This window comes from Streptomyces diastatochromogenes, assembly GCF_002242805.1.
Lineage (GTDB): Bacteria > Actinomycetota > Actinomycetes > Streptomycetales > Streptomycetaceae > Streptomyces > Streptomyces diastatochromogenes.
Genome location: NZ_MCGQ01000031.1, coordinates 25,081 through 40,013 on the forward strand (window position 1 = coordinate 25,081; position 14,933 = coordinate 40,013).

17 protein-coding genes are annotated in these 14,933 nt (G+C 71.2%); 12 read left to right on the plus strand and 5 right to left on the minus strand.

The window, feature by feature from the left end; all coding sequences use genetic code 11:
* Positions 1-226: 226 nt before the first annotated feature.
* The 6 genes from BEK98_RS31640 to BEK98_RS31665 all read left to right on the plus strand — a co-directional run bounded on the left by BEK98_RS31640 (position 227) and on the right by BEK98_RS31665 (position 5,162).
* Positions 227-1,024, plus strand: coding sequence for a metallophosphoesterase family protein (locus BEK98_RS31640; RefSeq protein ID WP_094220154.1), 798 nt, complete (start codon positions 227-229; stop codon positions 1,022-1,024).
* Between the two features lie 64 nt (positions 1,025-1,088).
* Entirely contained in the window at positions 1,089-1,529 is a 441-nt protein-coding gene (locus tag BEK98_RS31645) for an SRPBCC family protein (RefSeq protein WP_094220155.1), read from the plus strand.
* Positions 1,530-1,603: 74 nt separating this feature from the next.
* Entirely contained in the window at positions 1,604-2,776 is a 1,173-nt protein-coding gene (locus BEK98_RS31650) for an ArsA family ATPase (RefSeq protein WP_094220156.1), read from the plus strand.
* A gap of 57 nt (positions 2,777-2,833) precedes the next feature.
* Positions 2,834-3,325, plus strand: coding sequence for a DUF5304 domain-containing protein (locus BEK98_RS31655; RefSeq protein ID WP_094220157.1), 492 nt, complete (start codon positions 2,834-2,836; stop codon positions 3,323-3,325).
* A 67-nt stretch (positions 3,326-3,392) separates the two neighbouring features.
* Entirely contained in the window at positions 3,393-4,346 is a 954-nt protein-coding gene (locus BEK98_RS31660) for an ROK family glucokinase (RefSeq protein WP_094220158.1), read from the plus strand.
* Positions 4,347-4,406: 60 nt separating this feature from the next.
* The gene (locus BEK98_RS31665) at positions 4,407-5,162 is read left to right on the plus strand and encodes an endonuclease/exonuclease/phosphatase family protein (RefSeq protein WP_094220159.1); all 756 of its coding nucleotides are present in this window, start codon (positions 4,407-4,409) and stop codon (positions 5,160-5,162) included.
* 24 nt (positions 5,163-5,186) lie between these two features.
* Here BEK98_RS31665 and BEK98_RS31670 read toward each other — a convergent pair whose 3' ends face one another.
* Both BEK98_RS31670 and BEK98_RS31675 read right to left on the minus strand, forming a co-directional pair.
* On the minus strand, positions 5,187-5,741 hold the full coding sequence (locus BEK98_RS31670; protein ID WP_094220160.1) for a hypothetical protein: 555 nt from the start codon (positions 5,739-5,741) through the stop codon (positions 5,187-5,189).
* Positions 5,734-6,513 (minus strand): alpha/beta hydrolase, encoded by a 780-nt coding sequence (locus BEK98_RS31675; RefSeq protein WP_094220161.1) that lies wholly within the window; start codon positions 6,511-6,513, stop codon positions 5,734-5,736. The genes BEK98_RS31670 and BEK98_RS31675 overlap by 8 nt, the downstream gene beginning before the upstream one ends.
* Before the next feature lie 150 nt (positions 6,514-6,663).
* Between BEK98_RS31675 and BEK98_RS31680 the strand changes: the two genes are divergently transcribed.
* The 4 genes from BEK98_RS31680 to BEK98_RS31695 all read left to right on the plus strand — a co-directional run bounded on the left by BEK98_RS31680 (position 6,664) and on the right by BEK98_RS31695 (position 10,480).
* Positions 6,664-7,392, plus strand: coding sequence for a lysophospholipid acyltransferase family protein (locus BEK98_RS31680; RefSeq protein WP_094220304.1), 729 nt, complete (start codon positions 6,664-6,666; stop codon positions 7,390-7,392).
* A 35-nt stretch (positions 7,393-7,427) separates the two neighbouring features.
* Positions 7,428-8,654 (plus strand): MacS family sensor histidine kinase, encoded by a 1,227-nt coding sequence (gene macS / locus BEK98_RS31685; RefSeq protein WP_094220162.1) that lies wholly within the window; start codon positions 7,428-7,430, stop codon positions 8,652-8,654.
* Positions 8,651-9,328, plus strand: a complete 678-nt coding sequence (locus BEK98_RS31690) for a response regulator (protein WP_094220163.1) — start codon at positions 8,651-8,653, stop codon at positions 9,326-9,328. The genes macS and BEK98_RS31690 overlap by 4 nt, the downstream gene beginning before the upstream one ends.
* 123 nt (positions 9,329-9,451) lie before the next feature.
* A complete protein-coding gene (locus BEK98_RS31695; RefSeq protein ID WP_094220164.1) occupies positions 9,452-10,480 on the plus strand; it encodes a 6-phosphofructokinase in 1,029 nt (342 codons plus the stop codon).
* Positions 10,481-10,506: 26 nt separating this feature from the next.
* Here BEK98_RS31695 and BEK98_RS31700 read toward each other — a convergent pair whose 3' ends face one another.
* Positions 10,507-12,393: an anthranilate synthase family protein gene (locus tag BEK98_RS31700; protein ID WP_094220165.1), complete on the minus strand. Its 1,887-nt coding sequence runs from the start codon at positions 12,391-12,393 to the stop codon at positions 10,507-10,509.
* Between the two features lie 89 nt (positions 12,394-12,482).
* Positions 12,483-12,539 (minus strand): trp operon leader peptide, encoded by a 57-nt coding sequence (locus tag BEK98_RS51355; RefSeq protein ID WP_189312748.1) that lies wholly within the window; start codon positions 12,537-12,539, stop codon positions 12,483-12,485.
* A gap of 105 nt (positions 12,540-12,644) precedes the next feature.
* On the opposite strand from BEK98_RS51355, the gene BEK98_RS31710 reads away from it, so the two are divergent.
* Both BEK98_RS31710 and BEK98_RS31715 read left to right on the plus strand, forming a co-directional pair.
* Positions 12,645-13,997: a class II 3-deoxy-7-phosphoheptulonate synthase gene (locus BEK98_RS31710; protein WP_094220167.1), complete on the plus strand. Its 1,353-nt coding sequence runs from the start codon at positions 12,645-12,647 to the stop codon at positions 13,995-13,997.
* Positions 13,998-14,152: 155 nt separating this feature from the next.
* Positions 14,153-14,395: a (2Fe-2S)-binding protein gene (locus tag BEK98_RS31715; RefSeq protein WP_208643293.1), complete on the plus strand. Its 243-nt coding sequence runs from the start codon at positions 14,153-14,155 to the stop codon at positions 14,393-14,395.
* A 7-nt stretch (positions 14,396-14,402) separates the two neighbouring features.
* On the opposite strand, the gene bfr is transcribed toward BEK98_RS31715, so the two are convergent.
* Positions 14,403-14,882 (minus strand): bacterioferritin, encoded by a 480-nt coding sequence (gene bfr / locus BEK98_RS31720; protein WP_094220169.1) that lies wholly within the window; start codon positions 14,880-14,882, stop codon positions 14,403-14,405.
* Between the last annotated feature and the right edge of the window lie 51 nt (positions 14,883-14,933).

Below are 14,933 nucleotides of genomic sequence, written 5' to 3' on the forward strand. Positions count from 1 at the left end.
CAGGTGCTCTGGAATTCACTTGTTGAAATCCAGAGCACGACTGGACTGCCCGGACGTTACCCGCCGGTATGGCTTCTACGACAGGGGGTCCCGGCGAGATGTTCGCTGCGTCACACAGGATGGCGTTCCTTCGCGCACAGTAGTCCACGGCCTAAGCGACCGGCGAGTAACCACAAGCCGGGTCGCCACTGTTCACGCACACCCCACACGCCTACGCTTGATCGCCATGGCACCCACACGCTCCGGTAACCGAAGGACACGCGTCCATGTGGTCAGTGACGTGCACGGCAACGCCCGTGACCTGGCCCGGGCCGGCGAAGGTGCGGACGCCCTGATCTGCCTCGGCGACCTCGTCCTCTTCCTCGACTACGCCGACCACTCGCGCGGGATCTTCCCCGACCTGTTCGGCACGGAGAACGCCGACCGCATCGTCGAACTGCGCACCGCGCGCCGCTTCGAGGAGGCGCGTGTCTTCGGTGCCCGGCTGTGGGCCGGGATCGGCTCCGACCGGGCCACCGCCATCGAGAAGGCGGTGCGCAAGCAGTACGCCGAGCTGTTCGCGGCGTTCCCGACACCGACGTACGCCACCTACGGCAATGTCGACATGCCGCCCCTGTGGAGCGAGTACGCGGGGCCCGGCACCACGGTGCTGGACGGCGAGCGGGTGGAGATCGGCGGCCGGACCTTCGGCTTCGTGGGCGGCGGCCTGCGCACCCCGATGCGGACGCCGTACGAGATCGACGACGAGGAGTACGCGGCGAAGATCGAGGCGGTCGGCGAGGTGGACGTGCTGTGCACCCACATACCGCCGGAGGTGCCCGAACTGGTCTACGACACCGTCGCGCGCCGCTTCGAGCGGGGCAGCCGGGCCCTCCTGGACGCGATCCGCCGCACCCGCCCCCGCTACTCCCTCTTCGGCCACGTCCACCAGCCACTGACGCGCCGGATGCGGATCGGGGCGACCGAGTGCGTGAACGTGGGGCACTTCGCCGGGACGGGCAGGCCATGGGCGCTGGAATGGTGAGGTCGGCGGCGCGGTAGCCTTCACGCTGCACACTCTTAGGTCCGTATCTGGAGGAGCCACGGCGATGGCGGAACACACCAGTTCGAGCATCACGATCGAGGCGGCTCCGGCCGACGTCATGGCGGTCATCGCCGACTTCGCGCGCTACCCGGACTGGACCGGCGAGGTCAAGGAGGCGGAGGTCCTCAAGACCGACGACCAGGGCCGCGCCGAGCAGGTCCGCCTCGTCATGGACGCCGGGGCCATCAAGGACGACCAGACCCTGGGCTACACCTGGACCGGGGCGAACGAGGTCTCCTGGACGCTGGTCAAGTCCCAGATGCTGCGCTCGCTGGACGGCTCCTACCTCCTCAAGCCGGCCGGCACGGGCGCCACCGAGGTCACCTACCAGCTCACGGTGGACGTCAAGATCCCCATGCTCGGCATGATCAAGCGCAAGGCGGAGAAGGTCATCATCGACCGAGCCCTGGCGGGCCTGAAGAAGCGGGTCGAGTCGGGAAGCTGAGGTTTCCCGACTGCCGTGGGCAGGGCGCCGCCCGAACACCGCGCGCCCCCTGCCAACCGTTACCGTTCACCCTCATGCGCACCATCCTGATCACGGGCCCGGGCGGCAGCGGTCGTACGACCGTGGCCGCCGCCACTGCGGTCGACGCCGCCCGCGAGGGCACCCGCACCCTCCTCCTGAGCGCCGACCGCACGGACACCCCGGGCGTGGCGCTGGGCACCGGAACAGGACCGACCCCGACCGAAGTCGCCCCGTTCCTCACCGTGTGGAGGCCCGACGCGGTCGACCGCTTCCGGCAGGACCTCACCGCCTTCCAGACCCGCGCCGCCAACGTCCTGGACCTCCTTGGCGCAGCCCGGCTGGACGGTGAGGAGGTCACCCCGCTGCCCGGCGCCGAGGAGCTGTCCTTCCTGCGCGCCCTCAGGGACGCCGCCCTCTCCGAGCGCTACGACCTCCTCGTCGTCGACCTGCCGGCCCTCCCGCAGGCCCTCCCCCTGCTCGCCCTCCCGGAGGAGCTGCGCCGCTACCTGCGCCGCCTGCTCCCGCCCGAGCGGCAGGCGGCCCGCGCCCTGCGCCCGGTCCTCGGCCGGCTGGCCGGCGTCCCCATGCCCGCCGAGTGGCTGTACGAGACGGCGGCCCGCTGGGACGTCGAGCTGGCGGCCGTCGAGGCGGTCCTCACCGACCGGCACACCGCCGTACGCCTGGTCGCCGAACCCGGCCCCGCCGGCGCCGACGCCGTACACACGGCGACCCTCGGCCTCGCCCTGCGCGGCCTGCGCACCGAGGCCCTGATCGCCAACCGCGTCCTGCCCGAGACCGCCCCCGACACCTGGCTCGCCGGCCTCCTCGCCCAGCAGCGCAAGGCCCTGGCCGAGTGGGCCGAGCCGTACGACCTCCACACCGTCCCCCACCTAGGCCGCGACCCCCACGGCACCGACGACCTGCACGCCCTCGCCGTCCCCGGCGTCAACCCCGGGTCCGCCCCGGCCGAGTGGCCCGTCGCCGACTGCCTCGCCGACGACGGCGTCCTCGTCTGGCACATCCCGCTGCCCGGCGCGATACGGGACGAGCTGGACCTGATCCGGCGCGGCGACGAACTCGTGATCACCGCGGGCCCCTTCCGGCGCATCGTTCCGCTTCCCTCCGCCCTGCGCCGCTGCACCGTTGCCGGAGCCGCCCTGCGCGAGGGTGAGCTGCGCATCCGCTTCACCCCCGATCCCGACCTGTGGCCCGCCGTCGGACGCTGAACGCCGCACGCCCATTCGGGTAACGTCGTAGGGGCGAACCGTAGTCAGGAGTCCGCCATGAGCGATGAGCGCCCCGCACCCGACCCCGCCGAGGAGGTCAAGGAGGAGCGGGTGACCGACGCCGACGCCTGGGCCACGGCCTGCGCCGAGGACCTCGCTGCCGAGAAGGCCCGCCGCCGCGCCGAGCAGGGCCCGCCACCGGGCTCCGCCGCCGAGGAACTGCGCAGGCTCGTGGACACGGTGGCCGACAAGCTGTCCGGCCTCCAGTCCCCGCTCCTCGGAGCCGTCGCCGGACCAGCGGCCCAGCAGGTGGTGCGCCAGGTCGTCCAGCAGGCGAAGGCCGCCGTCGAGCCCGTCATCGAGCGCAACCCGGATGTCTTCGACCACCTCGCCGCGGCCGGCAACGAACTGCTGGCCGCCTACCGCTCCGCGGTCCAGGCCCAGGAGCACCGCTGGACCACCGGCGCGGACGACCTCAAGGACGACTGGACCGACCGCCGCGACCGGGGCGAGGGCACCGGCCCGGGGGAGCGCATCGACCTGGACTGAAGCCCTCCCACGGCAGGGCCTCGGGTACGGTTGGCCGTAGCGGGGCTCGACCGAAACTGAGGGATTCATGGGACTCACCATCGGCGTCGACATCGGCGGCACGAAGATCGCGGCCGGCGTGGTCGATGAGGAAGGCAACATCCTCTCGACCTACAAGGTGCCGACCCCGGGCACGCCCGAGGCGATCGTGGACGCCATCGCCTCCGCCGTCGAGGGCGCGCGCGCCGGGCACGAGATCGTCGGCGTGGGTATCGGTGCGGCCGGTTACGTCAACCGGCAGCGCTCCACGGTGTACTTCGCGCCCAACATCGACTGGCGCAACGAGCCGCTGAAGCAGGAGGTCGAGGCCCGCACCGGCCTCCCGGTCGTGGTCGAGAACGACGCCAACGCCGCCGCCTGGGGCGAGTACAAGTTCGGCGCCGGCAAGGGCCACCGCAACGTCATCTGCATCACGCTCGGCACCGGCCTCGGCGGCGGCATCATCATCGGCAACAAGCTGCGCCGCGGCCACTTCGGCGTGGCCGCCGAGTTCGGCCACATCCGGATGGTCCCGGACGGCCTGCTGTGCGGCTGTGGCTCGCAGGGCTGCTGGGAGCAGTACGCCTCCGGCCGCGCCCTGGTCCGCTACGCCAAGCAGCGCGCCAACGCCACCCCCGAGAACGCCGAGATCCTGCTCGGCCTCGGCGACGGCACCCCCGAGGGCATCGAGGGCAAGCACATCTCCATGGCCGCCCGTCAGGGCGACCCGGTCGCCGTCGACTCCTACCGCGAGCTGGCCCGCTGGGCCGGCGCCGGCCTCGCCGACCTCGCCTCCCTCTTCGACCCCTCCGCCTTCATCGTCGGCGGCGGCCTCTCCGACGAGGGCGAGCTGGTCCTCGACCCGATCCGCAAGTCCTACAAGCGCTGGCTGGTCGGCGGCAACTGGCGCCCGGTCGCCGACGTGATCGCCGCCCAGCTGGGCAACAAGGCCGGCCTGGTGGGCGCGGCCGACCTGGCCCGGGAGCCCGACCCGATCATGTAGTGAGCCCCCACCTACGACAGTGCCCGCCGCGTCCGGTCCCGGGACGGCGGGCATCGTCGTATGTTGATCGTCATGCTGCTTCCCAACTCCCGTACGGAACCTGACGGTTCCGCCGTCATCCGGGTCCTCGGCTACAACGTCCGCTCCCTGCGCGACGACACCGACGCCCTCGCCCGGGTGATCACCGCCTGCGCCCCCGACCTGGTCCTCGTCCAGGAAGCCCCCCGCTTCTTCCGCTGGCACAAGAAGCTGGCCCGCCTCGCGGCGGCCTCCGGACAGGTCATCCTCACCGGCGGAGCGACGGCGGCGGGACCGGCGATTCTGTGCAACCTGCGCGCCACCGTCGAGCGGACGGAAGACGTGCTCCTCCCGCTCACCCCCGGCCTCCACCGGCGCGGCCTCGCCACCGCCGTCGTGCGGTTCGGCCGGGCCCGCCTCGGCGTCATCAGCTGTCACCTGAGCCTGCAGAAGGACGAGCGCTACGAGCAGGCAGGCATGCTCCTCGACCGGCTCGCCCACCTGGGCGTGGAGCACGCCGTCGCGGGCGGCGACCTCAACGAGCGCCCCGACGGCCCCTCCTTCCGCCACCTCGCCGCCGCCCTCCAGGACTGCCGGACCACCGCCCCCTGGGGCGGCGAGTTCACCTCGACCCCCGCAAACCCCCACCAGCGCATCGACGCCGTCTTCGCCACCAAGGGCATCGAGGTGCTCGGCTGCGGGGTGCCCTTGAACCAGCCGGGGATCACCGAGGCAGACCTGAGGGCGGCCACGGACCACCTTCCGGTCCTGGCCGCCCTCAAGATCCCTGCGTCGTAGCGCGCGTCGGCGGTGCGGCGCGGGTCAGACCACGGCTCCGCGCCCCGGGCCGTCGTCCTCGTCGTCGTCCGTCCGCATCCGCACCACCAGGGTTGCGAAGCCGCCCAGGAACCCGCCGACGCCGGCGGTCGTCAGCCACCAGGTCATCTCCCAGCCGAGCAGCACGGCCACCAGGAGCAGGATCGGCCCGCCGACCACCCCGAGCCAGGCGAACTTCGCGGTGGTGTCGGCGGTCGGCAGCGGCGGCGGCTCGGGCGGTACGAAGTGGCCCTCGTCGTCCTCGTCGAAGTCGTCCTCGGACGGCTCCGGCGCGGTGTAGTCACGTGGGCCCACGCCGGGCGCGAACGAGATCGAGCTGCCCAGCGGCTTGGCGGGCCGCGGCTCCTCGGGACCGTCGCCCTCGGGGGGCATTTCGGGCAGCGCGAGATCCTCGACCGGCTTGAACGGCCTGCTGCCCGGCGGGTCCTTCGGTTCCTCGCCGTACCCTGCGACGATCGCCCGCCAGGCGGCCTCCTCGTCGAAGGGCACGCCCTTCTCTTCCGGCTCGCGGTCCTCGCGGTCGGAGTCGTGCTCAGCCAACTGCGGCCGTCCCTTCCTTGCCGACACTGGGTGCGAGCCGGCCGATGAAGGCGAGGCTCTCCTCGAAGATCCGGTCCGCATCGTGGTCCAACGTCGCCACGTGGTAACTCTGTTCCAGCACGACCTCCGTTACGTCCAGGGAGGACACCCGGCTCAGCACCCGGGCCGAGTCGGCCGCCGGGACCACATGGTCCTGGGCGCTGCGCAGCAGCAGCAAAGGCTGGGTCACCTGGGGCAGCTCGCCGTCCAGCCGGCGCAGGAACACCCGCAGGGAGTGCGCCGGGTGCAGCGGCACCCTGTCGTAACCCAGCAGTGCCGCGCCGCCCTTGGCGATGTCGCTGGCGATGCCCTTCGTCGTCCGCACCAGGTGCCGGGCCACCGGAAGGGCGTACGCCGACAGGCCGTGCACCCGGTTCGCCGGGTTGACGAGGACGACGCCCTGCACCCGCTCGCCCTCCTTGGCCGCCAGCCGCAGCGCCAGCGCCCCGCCCATCGACAGGCCCGCGACGAACACCCGGGAGCAGCGCTCGGAGAGCAGCCCCAGCTCGCGGTCCACCTCCGCGTACCAGTCCTGCCAGCCCGTGACCTGCATGTCCTCCCAACGGGTGCCGTGCCCGGGCAGCAACGGCAGCGACACGGTCAGGCCGTGCGCCGCGTGGTGCTCCGCCCAGGGGCGCAGCGACTGGGGCGAGCCGGTGAAGCCGTGGCAGAGGAGAACACCCACCTCCCCGCCCTCGTGGCGGTACGGCTCGGCTCCGGGGAGAACCGGCACCTTTCGGGCTCCTGTTCCTGAGAGAGGCGTGAAGAACTGGCGGATGTGCTTCACCGTACGCGACCGCACTGACACCGACCAGGGTCGTCGGGCCCATTGTCGGCACTCCGGGATAAGGTCTCATCGACGGAAACAGGAGGCACGCGGGTGTTGTACGGCACTATGAAGGTCGCCATCGGAGGACCGCTGAAGGTCGCCTTCAGGCCCTGGGTGGAGGGTCTGGAGAACATTCCGGACGAAGGTGCCGCGATTCTGGCGAGCAATCACCTGTCCTTCTCGGACTCGTTCTTCCTGCCCGCGATCCTCGACCGCAAGGTCACCTTCATCGCGAAGGCCGAGTACTTCACCACCCCGGGCGTGAAGGGCCGTCTGACGGCGGCCTTCTTCAAGGGGGTCGGACAGCTCCCGGTGGACCGCTCCGGGGCGCGCGGTGCCGGCGAGGCCGCGATCAAGAGCGGCATAGAGGTGCTGGAGCGCGGCGAGCTGTTCGGCATCTACCCGGAGGGCACCCGTTCGCCCGACGGTCGGCTGTACCGGGGCAAGCCCGGCGGCCTCGCGCGCGTGGCGCTCGCCACCGGCGCGCCGGTCATCCCCGTCGCGATGATCGACACCGAGAAGATCCAGCCGCCCGGCAAGGTGATGCCGAAGCTGATGCGTCCGGGCATCCGCATCGGCAAGCCGCTGGACTTCAGCCGCTACCAGGGCATGGAGCACGACCGCTTCGTCCTGCGCGCGGTGACCGACGAGGTCATGTACGAGATCATGAAGCTCTCCGGCCAGGAGTACGTCGACATGTACGCGACCGCCGCCAAGCGGCAGATCGCGGACGCGGCGAAGGCGGCCAAGGACGCGGAGAAGGCGGAGAAGAAGCAGGTCTAGGGGAGACTGGGGGAAGCCGGGGGATCGGGGGGGGCATGCCGAAGCGCGAGCGGGTCATGCGGATGTCGGTCGAGCTGCCGCTGTGGCGTGCGCTCGCCGGCTACCGCCTGCTGACGATGCTGTACGCCATCGGCCTCTGCGCCACGGCGTACGACCATTTCGTACGCCCCTGGGTCGCCGTCGCCTACTACGCGGTCCTGGTCGGCTGGACCCTGGCCACCCTGCCCAAGGTGGCCAACGCGGCGAGCTGCACCAAGCGCTTCCTGGCCGCCGACCTGACCATCGCCCTCACCGGCATCATGCTCACCCCGCTCGCCGACAGCCACGAGCGGATCGCGGGCGGCGGCCCGACGCTGCCGTCGATATGGACCGCCGGCTCGGTGCTGGCCTTCGCCATCAAGGGCGGCTGGCGCTGGGCCGCCGTGGCCTCCACGGCCGTCGCCGTCGTCAACCTGGTCGAGCGCGGCACCCCGGCCCGGGACACCGTGCACAACGTGATCCTGGTCTGGGTCGCCTCCATCGCCATCGGCTACGTCGTGGAGGTCGCCCGCGCCTCCGAGCGCACCCTCGCCCGCGCCCTGGAGATCGAGGCCGCGACCCGGGAGCGGGAGCGCCTCGCCCGGGACATCCACGACAGCGTGCTCCAGGTGCTGGCGATGGTGCAGCGGCGCGGCGCGGTCATCGGCGGCGAGGCGGCCGAACTGGGGCGCCTCGCGGGGGAGCAGGAGGTGGCGCTGCGCACGCTGGTCTCCGGCGGGCTGCTGCCGGTCTCCCGGGTGTCGGAGGACGCGGCCGCCGGAGCCGTCGTCCGCGCGGTCGAGGTACCGGACGACGAATGGTACGAAGACGGCCCCGTCGACCTGCGCACCCTGCTCGCCCCCTACGCCGGCGCCCGGGTCAGCCTCGCCGAGCCCGGTGCCCCGGTGCCGTTGCCGCGGGCGGCGGCGCATGAGCTGGCCTCGGCGGTCGGGGCCGCCCTGGACAATGTGCGCCGGCACGCCGGTGCGGACGCCCGGGCCTGGATCCTGGTCGAGGACGAGCCCGACGAGATCGTCGTCACCGTACGGGACGACGGCCCCGGCATCCCCGAGGGCCGGCTCGCCCAGGCCGAGAGCGAGGGCCGGCTGGGCGTGGCCCAGTCGATCCGGGGCCGGCTGCGCGACCTCGGCGGCAGCGCCGAGCTGCTCTCCGTCCCCGGGCAGGGCACGGAGGTCGAACTGAAGGTACCGAAGGTCTCACGGCACAAGGCGGGGAAGCGATGAGCGAGCGGCAGGACGCGATCAAGGTCATGGTGGTCGACGACCACCCCATGTGGCGCGACGCGGTGGCCCGGGACCTGAGCGAGTCCGGCTTCGAGGTGGTCGCCACCGCCGGCGACGGCGAGCAGGCGGTCCGCCGCGCCAAGGCCGCCGCCCCCGACGTCCTCGTGCTGGACCTCAACCTGCCCGCCAAGCCCGGCGTCCAGGTGTGCAAGGAACTCGTCGGCCACAACCCCGCCCTGCGCGTCCTCGTCCTGTCCGCGAGCGGTGAGCACGCCGACGTGCTGGAGGCCGTGAAGTCCGGCGCGACCGGCTACCTGCTCAAGTCGGCCTCCACCGAGGAACTCCTGGACGCGGTGCGCCGTACCGCCGTCGGCGACCCGGTGTTCACACCGGGCCTCGCCGGACTGGTCCTCGGCGAGTACCGGCGCCTCGCCTCCGAGCCCGCGCCGGCCCCCGACGCCGACGAGCCCGGGGCGCCCCGGCTGACCGAGCGGGAGACGGAGGTGCTGCGGCTGGTCGCCAAGGGCCTGAGCTACAAGCAGATCGCCGAACGCCTCGTCATCTCCCACCGCACGGTCCAGAACCACGTCCAGAACACCCTCGGCAAGCTCCAGCTGCACAACAGGGTGGAGTTGGTGCGGTACGCCATAGAGCGCGGGCTCGACGACGAGTGAAACCGCCTGGTCAAGCAGCCTCCTGACAATTCACCGGAATCACCCTTCCCGCCTCTCCCTGTGTGACGCGAATCACCCTTACCGTGACTGAGCGTCAGGCAACTGCGGCGAAGGGACATTTCCATGCGGGTCGGAGTACTGACCGGAGGCGGCGACTGCCCCGGGCTCAACGCCGTCATCCGGGGCATCGTCCGCAAGGGCGTACAGGAGTACGGATACGACTTCGTCGGCTTCCGGGACGGCTGGCGCGGACCCCTCGAAGGCGACACCGTCCGCCTCGACATCCCCGCGGTGCGCGGCATCCTGCCCCGCGGCGGCACCATTCTCGGCTCCTCGCGCACCAACCCCCTCAAGCAGGAGAACGGCATCCGCCGTATCAAGGAGAACCTGGCCAAGCTGGAGGTCGGGGCCCTCATCGCGATCGGCGGCGAGGACACGCTCGGTGTGGCCGCGCGCCTCACCGACGAGTACGGCGTCCCCGTCGTCGGCGTGCCCAAGACCATCGACAACGACCTGTCCGCCACCGACTACACCTTCGGTTTCGACACCGCGGTCGGCATCGCCACCGAGGCCATCGACCGCCTGCACACCACCGCCGAGTCCCATATGCGGGTCCTCGTCTGCGAGGTGATGGGCCGCCACGCCGGCTGGATCGCCCTCCACTCCGGCCTGGCCGGCGGCGCCAACGTCATCCTCATCCCGGAACAGCGCTTCGACCTCGACCAGGTGTGCGCCTGGATCACCTCCCGCTTCAAGGCCTCGTACGCCCCGATCGTCGTCGTCGCCGAGGGCGCCATGCCGAAGGACGGCGAGATGGTCCTCAAGGACGAGTCGCTGGACTCCTTCGGGCACGTGCGCCTCTCCGGCGTCGGCGAGTGGCTGGCCAAGGAGATCGAGAAGCGCACCGGCAAGGAGGCCCGCACCACGGTCCTCGGGCACATCCAGCGCGGCGGCACCCCGAGCGCCTTCGACCGCTGGCTCGCCACCCGCTTCGGCCTGCACGCCATCGACTGCGTCCGCGAGGGCGACTTCGGCAAGATGGTCGCCCTGCGCGGCACCGACATCGTCCGCGTCCCGATCGCCGAGGCCACCGCCAAGCTGAAGACGGTGGACCCGAAGCTGTACGAGGAGGTCGGGGTGTTCTTCGGCTGACGGCAGCCCCTGGACGGTTACGACGGCTACGACGGCTGCACGGTCGTGCGGCGCAGCTGGGCAACCAGCTCCCGCACGATCGCCGCCCCGTCCAGCGTCAGCACCGACTCCGGGTGGAACTGCACCCCGCCGAACCCGGGGCCCCGGAGCGCGTGCACCTCGCCGTTCGCGGCCCGGCTCACCTCGACCCCGTGCGCGGCCAGTTCGCGCGCCGCCTCGTCGTCGCAGCGCGCCACGAAGCTGTTGTAGAAGCCGACGGTCTCGCTCCGCCCGAACAGGTCGATCTCCGTCTGCGCACCCTGGTACGGCACTTCCTTCCGTACGATCTCCAGGCCCAGCTCCGCCGCGATCAGCTCGTGCCCGAGGCAGACCCCGAGGACACCGTGCCGGTGCTCCCGGATCACCTCGGCGGTCAGGGCACGCAGGACGCGCATCTTGGGATCGTCCAGGTCGCCGGGGTCACCCGGGCCGGGACCGAGGACGACCGGCCCCTCGTGCGCGAGCACGGCCTCCCGCAGCCCGGGCTCGTCGAACCGCCGGACGGTGACGTCCAGCCCGCTCGACCGCAGCACATGCGCGAGCATCGCCGTGAAGGTGTCCTCACCGTCGACCACCAGGGCGTGCCCTTCCAGGTCCGTCGACCGCTCCTGCATCCGCAGCCAGAACGGCGCCAGCGAGGAGCGGCGCCCGTCCAGCGCGGCCCGCACCCGGGGGTCGTCGGCCAGTCGGGCCCGCTCCCGCTCCGCGCGCGGCCGGGACGGTCGTACCCCCAGGGCCGCCAGCACGCCCGCCGCCTTCGCGTGCGTCTCCGCCACCTCGCCCGCCGGGTCCGAGCCGCGCACCAGCGTCGCGCCGACCGGGACGCGCAGCCGGCCGTCCGCATCGATGTCGGCGGTGCGGATCAGGATGGGGGAGTCCAGCGTCTGGGCGCCCACGGATCCTTCCCGCCCGCCACCCGCGTACCGGCCGAGCAGCGCCAGCGCGCCTGCGTAGTAACCCCGTCCCCCGACCTCGTGGCGCTCGATCACCCGGCACGCGTTCTGCACCGGCGACCCGGTGACCGTCGCCGCGAACATGGTCTCCTTCAGGACCTCCCGTGCGTCCAAGGAGGACTTGCCGCGCAGCTCGTACTCGGTGTGCGCGAGGTGCGCCATCTCCTTCAGACGCGGGCCGACGACCACCCCGCCCATGTCGCCGACGGTGCACATCATCTTCAGTTCCTCGTCGACGACCATGGACAGCTCCTCGATCTCCTTGCCGTCGGCGAGGAAGTCCAGCAGATGTTCCGGCGTCGGCCCGTCGGCCGGATAGCGGTACGTCCCGCTGATCGGGTTCATGACGACGGTCCCGCCCGACATCCGCACATGCACCTCGGGACTGGCACCTACCAGCGTGCGTTCCCCGGTGTGCACGACGAACGTCCAGTAAGCGCCCCGCTCGCCCTCCAGCAGCCGCCGGAACAGCGCCAGCGCGTCGGCCCGCCCGAACCCCGGGATCTCACCCTCGTACGTCCGCCGGATCACGAAGTTCGCGCCCTCGCCCCGGCCGATCTCCTCGCGCAGCACGCGCCCGACGATCTCGCCGTACGCCTCGTCGCCGACGTCGAAGCCCCCGCCCTCGACCCGCACCTCGTGGCCCGGCAGCGACCGGAGGGCGTCGGCGAGCGGGATCTCGTACGACTCCTCGGGCGTCAGCACCAGCAGTGGCGTGCCGTCGTCGCGGACGTCGAAGCCGCGCTCGCGGATCTGCCGGAACGGCACCAGCGCGAGCCCCTCGTCGGGCAGGTCGGCGAGGCGGTCACGGGAGGAGACGGGGCCGATCAGCACCTCCACCGTGTGCTCGTCGCGACCCGGGGTGCGACGGCGGAGCAGGGCGAAGGGACGGGGGTCGTGCAAGAGGTTCTGGAGATCCATGGGTGATCCTCCTCGATGGAGAGGAACGACCCCGGAAACACCGAAGGCCGCCCCTCGGGCGGCCTTCGCGAAGTCTTGCGTACGCGCAGTCAGTGGGCCGCCGGATGAGCGGTCCACCACCAGTTCTGGTTCGAAAGCGCGAACATGCGAGGAACCCTACCGCACGGCCGTGCCGTCCATGTGGCAGTCACTCCGTCTCACCAGTCGAGCCGGAGGAAAATATGGCGACACGACCCCGTAATGTTTACGAGGTGACCGTGAACGCTAAGACCAGCCCGAGCGCTGGCAACACCTGGCGAAACCTGCCCGCGGCGCAGCAGCCCGAGTACCCCGACCCCGAGGCTCTGCGCGCAGTGATCGCGGACCTCGAGTCGTATCCGCCGCTCGTCTTCGCGGGCGAGTGCGACCAGCTGCGCGCCCGGATGGCGGCCGTCGCCAAGGGAGAGGCGTTCCTTCTCCAGGGCGGCGACTGCGCCGAGGCCTTCGACGCGGTGTCCGCCGATCACATCCGCAACAAGCTCAAGACGCTGCTCCAGATGGGCGCCGTCCTGACCTACGCGGCCTCGGTGCCCGTGGTGAAGGTCGGCCGCATCGCCGGCCAGTACTCCAAGCCGCGCTCCAAGGGCACCGAGACCCGCGACGGCGTGACCCTGCCGACGTACCGCGGTGACTCGGTCAACGGCTTCGACTTCAACGAGGCTGCCCGCGTCCCGGACCCCGAGCGCCTGAAGCGGATGTACAACGCGTCCGCCTCGACGCTGAACCTGGTGCGCGCCTTCACCACCGGCGGCTACGCCGACCTGCGCCAGGTGCACGCCTGGAACCAGGACTTCGTGAAGTCGTCCCCGTCCGGCCAGCGCTACGAGCAGCTGGCGCGTGAGATCGACAACGCGCTGAACTTCATGCGGGCCTGCGGCACGGACCCGGAGGAGTTCAAGACGGTCGAGTTCTACTCCTCGCACGAGGCGCTGCTGCTGGACTACGAGTCGGCGCTGACCCGCGTGGACTCGCGCACCGGCCGGCTGTACGACGTCTCCGCGCACATGGTGTGGATCGGTGAGCGCACCCGGCAGCTGGACCACGCGCACATCGAGTTCGCCTCGAAGATCCGCAACCCGATCGGCATCAAGCTCGGCCCTACCACCACGGCCGAGGAGGCGCTGCAGTACATCGAGCGCCTCGACCCCGACCGGGAGCCGGGCCGGCTGACCTTCATCGTCCGCATGGGCGCCGACAAGGTCCGCGACAAGCTGCCCGAGCTGGTCGAGAAGGTCACCGCCTCGGGCGCGACCGTGGCCTGGGTGACCGACCCGATGCACGGCAACACCTTCGAGGCGGCCTCCGGGCACAAGACCCGGCGCTTCGACGACGTGCTCGACGAGGTCAAGGGCTTCTTCGAGGTCCACAAGGCCCTCGGCACCCACCCGGGCGGCATCCACGTCGAGCTGACCGGCGACGACGTCACCGAGTGCGTGGGCGGCGGCGACGAGATCTTCGTCGACGACCTCCACCAGCGCTACGAGACGGCCTGCGACCCCCGCCTGAACCGCAGCCAGTCCCTGGACCTGGCGTTCCTGGTCGCCGAGATGTACCGGGACCAGTGATCGCGAAAGACCGGTAGCTGCGTTGGGGCGCGGATCACACCCGATCCGCGCCCCTCGGCACTTTTGCGGGTTCGGCAGGGCGGGTAAGGTTAGGTAAGCCTCACCGATCAAGCGGGACGGCACTACCTATCAATCCCGTCGGGAGGTGAATCCGCGTGTACGTCTGCAGCTGCTTCGGCATCACCGAGGCCCAGGTCAAGCAGCACGCGGAGGGCGGCGCCTGCACCCCCCGGCAGATAGCCTCCGCCTGCAAGGCGGGCACGGACTGCGGCTCGTGCGTACGGCGCATCCAGGCGATCCTCGGCCGTGGCGCCTGCCCGCGCCGTGAGCTGGCCGACCAGGGCAAGCCGATGCTGGCGGAGCTGTCCGGCCCCGTGGGCCTGGACGAGGCGGCCTAGCTCTCGGCTAGCTCTCCGGCTGCTCGATCACCTGGGCGATGTACAGCGCCTCGCCGAGCTTCTCCACCAGCTCCAGCTGGGTGTCGAGGTAGTCGATGTGGTGCTCCTCGTCGGCGAGGATGTCCTCGAAGATGTTCGCGGACGTGATGTCGCCCTTCTCGCGCATCACCTTGATGCCCCGCTTGAGCCGGTCGATCGCCTCCACCTCGATCTGCCGGTCGGCCTCCAACATCTCCTTGACGGTCTGCCCCACCCGCACATGGAACAGCCGCTGGTAGTTGGGCAGCCCCTCCAGGAACAGGATCCGGTCGGTCAGCACCTCGGCGTGCTTCATCTCGTCGAACGACTCGTGCCGCGTGTACTTGGCGAGCTTCGTCCAGCCGAAGTTCTCCTGCATCTTCGCGTGCAGGAAGTACTGGTTGATCGCGGTCAGCTCGCCGGTGAGCTGCTCGTTGAGGAACTCGATGACCTCGGGGTCGCCCTGCATCGCAGCGGCTCCTTCCACACGGGGGACGGGTGAGGTGTGCGGCCGCATGAT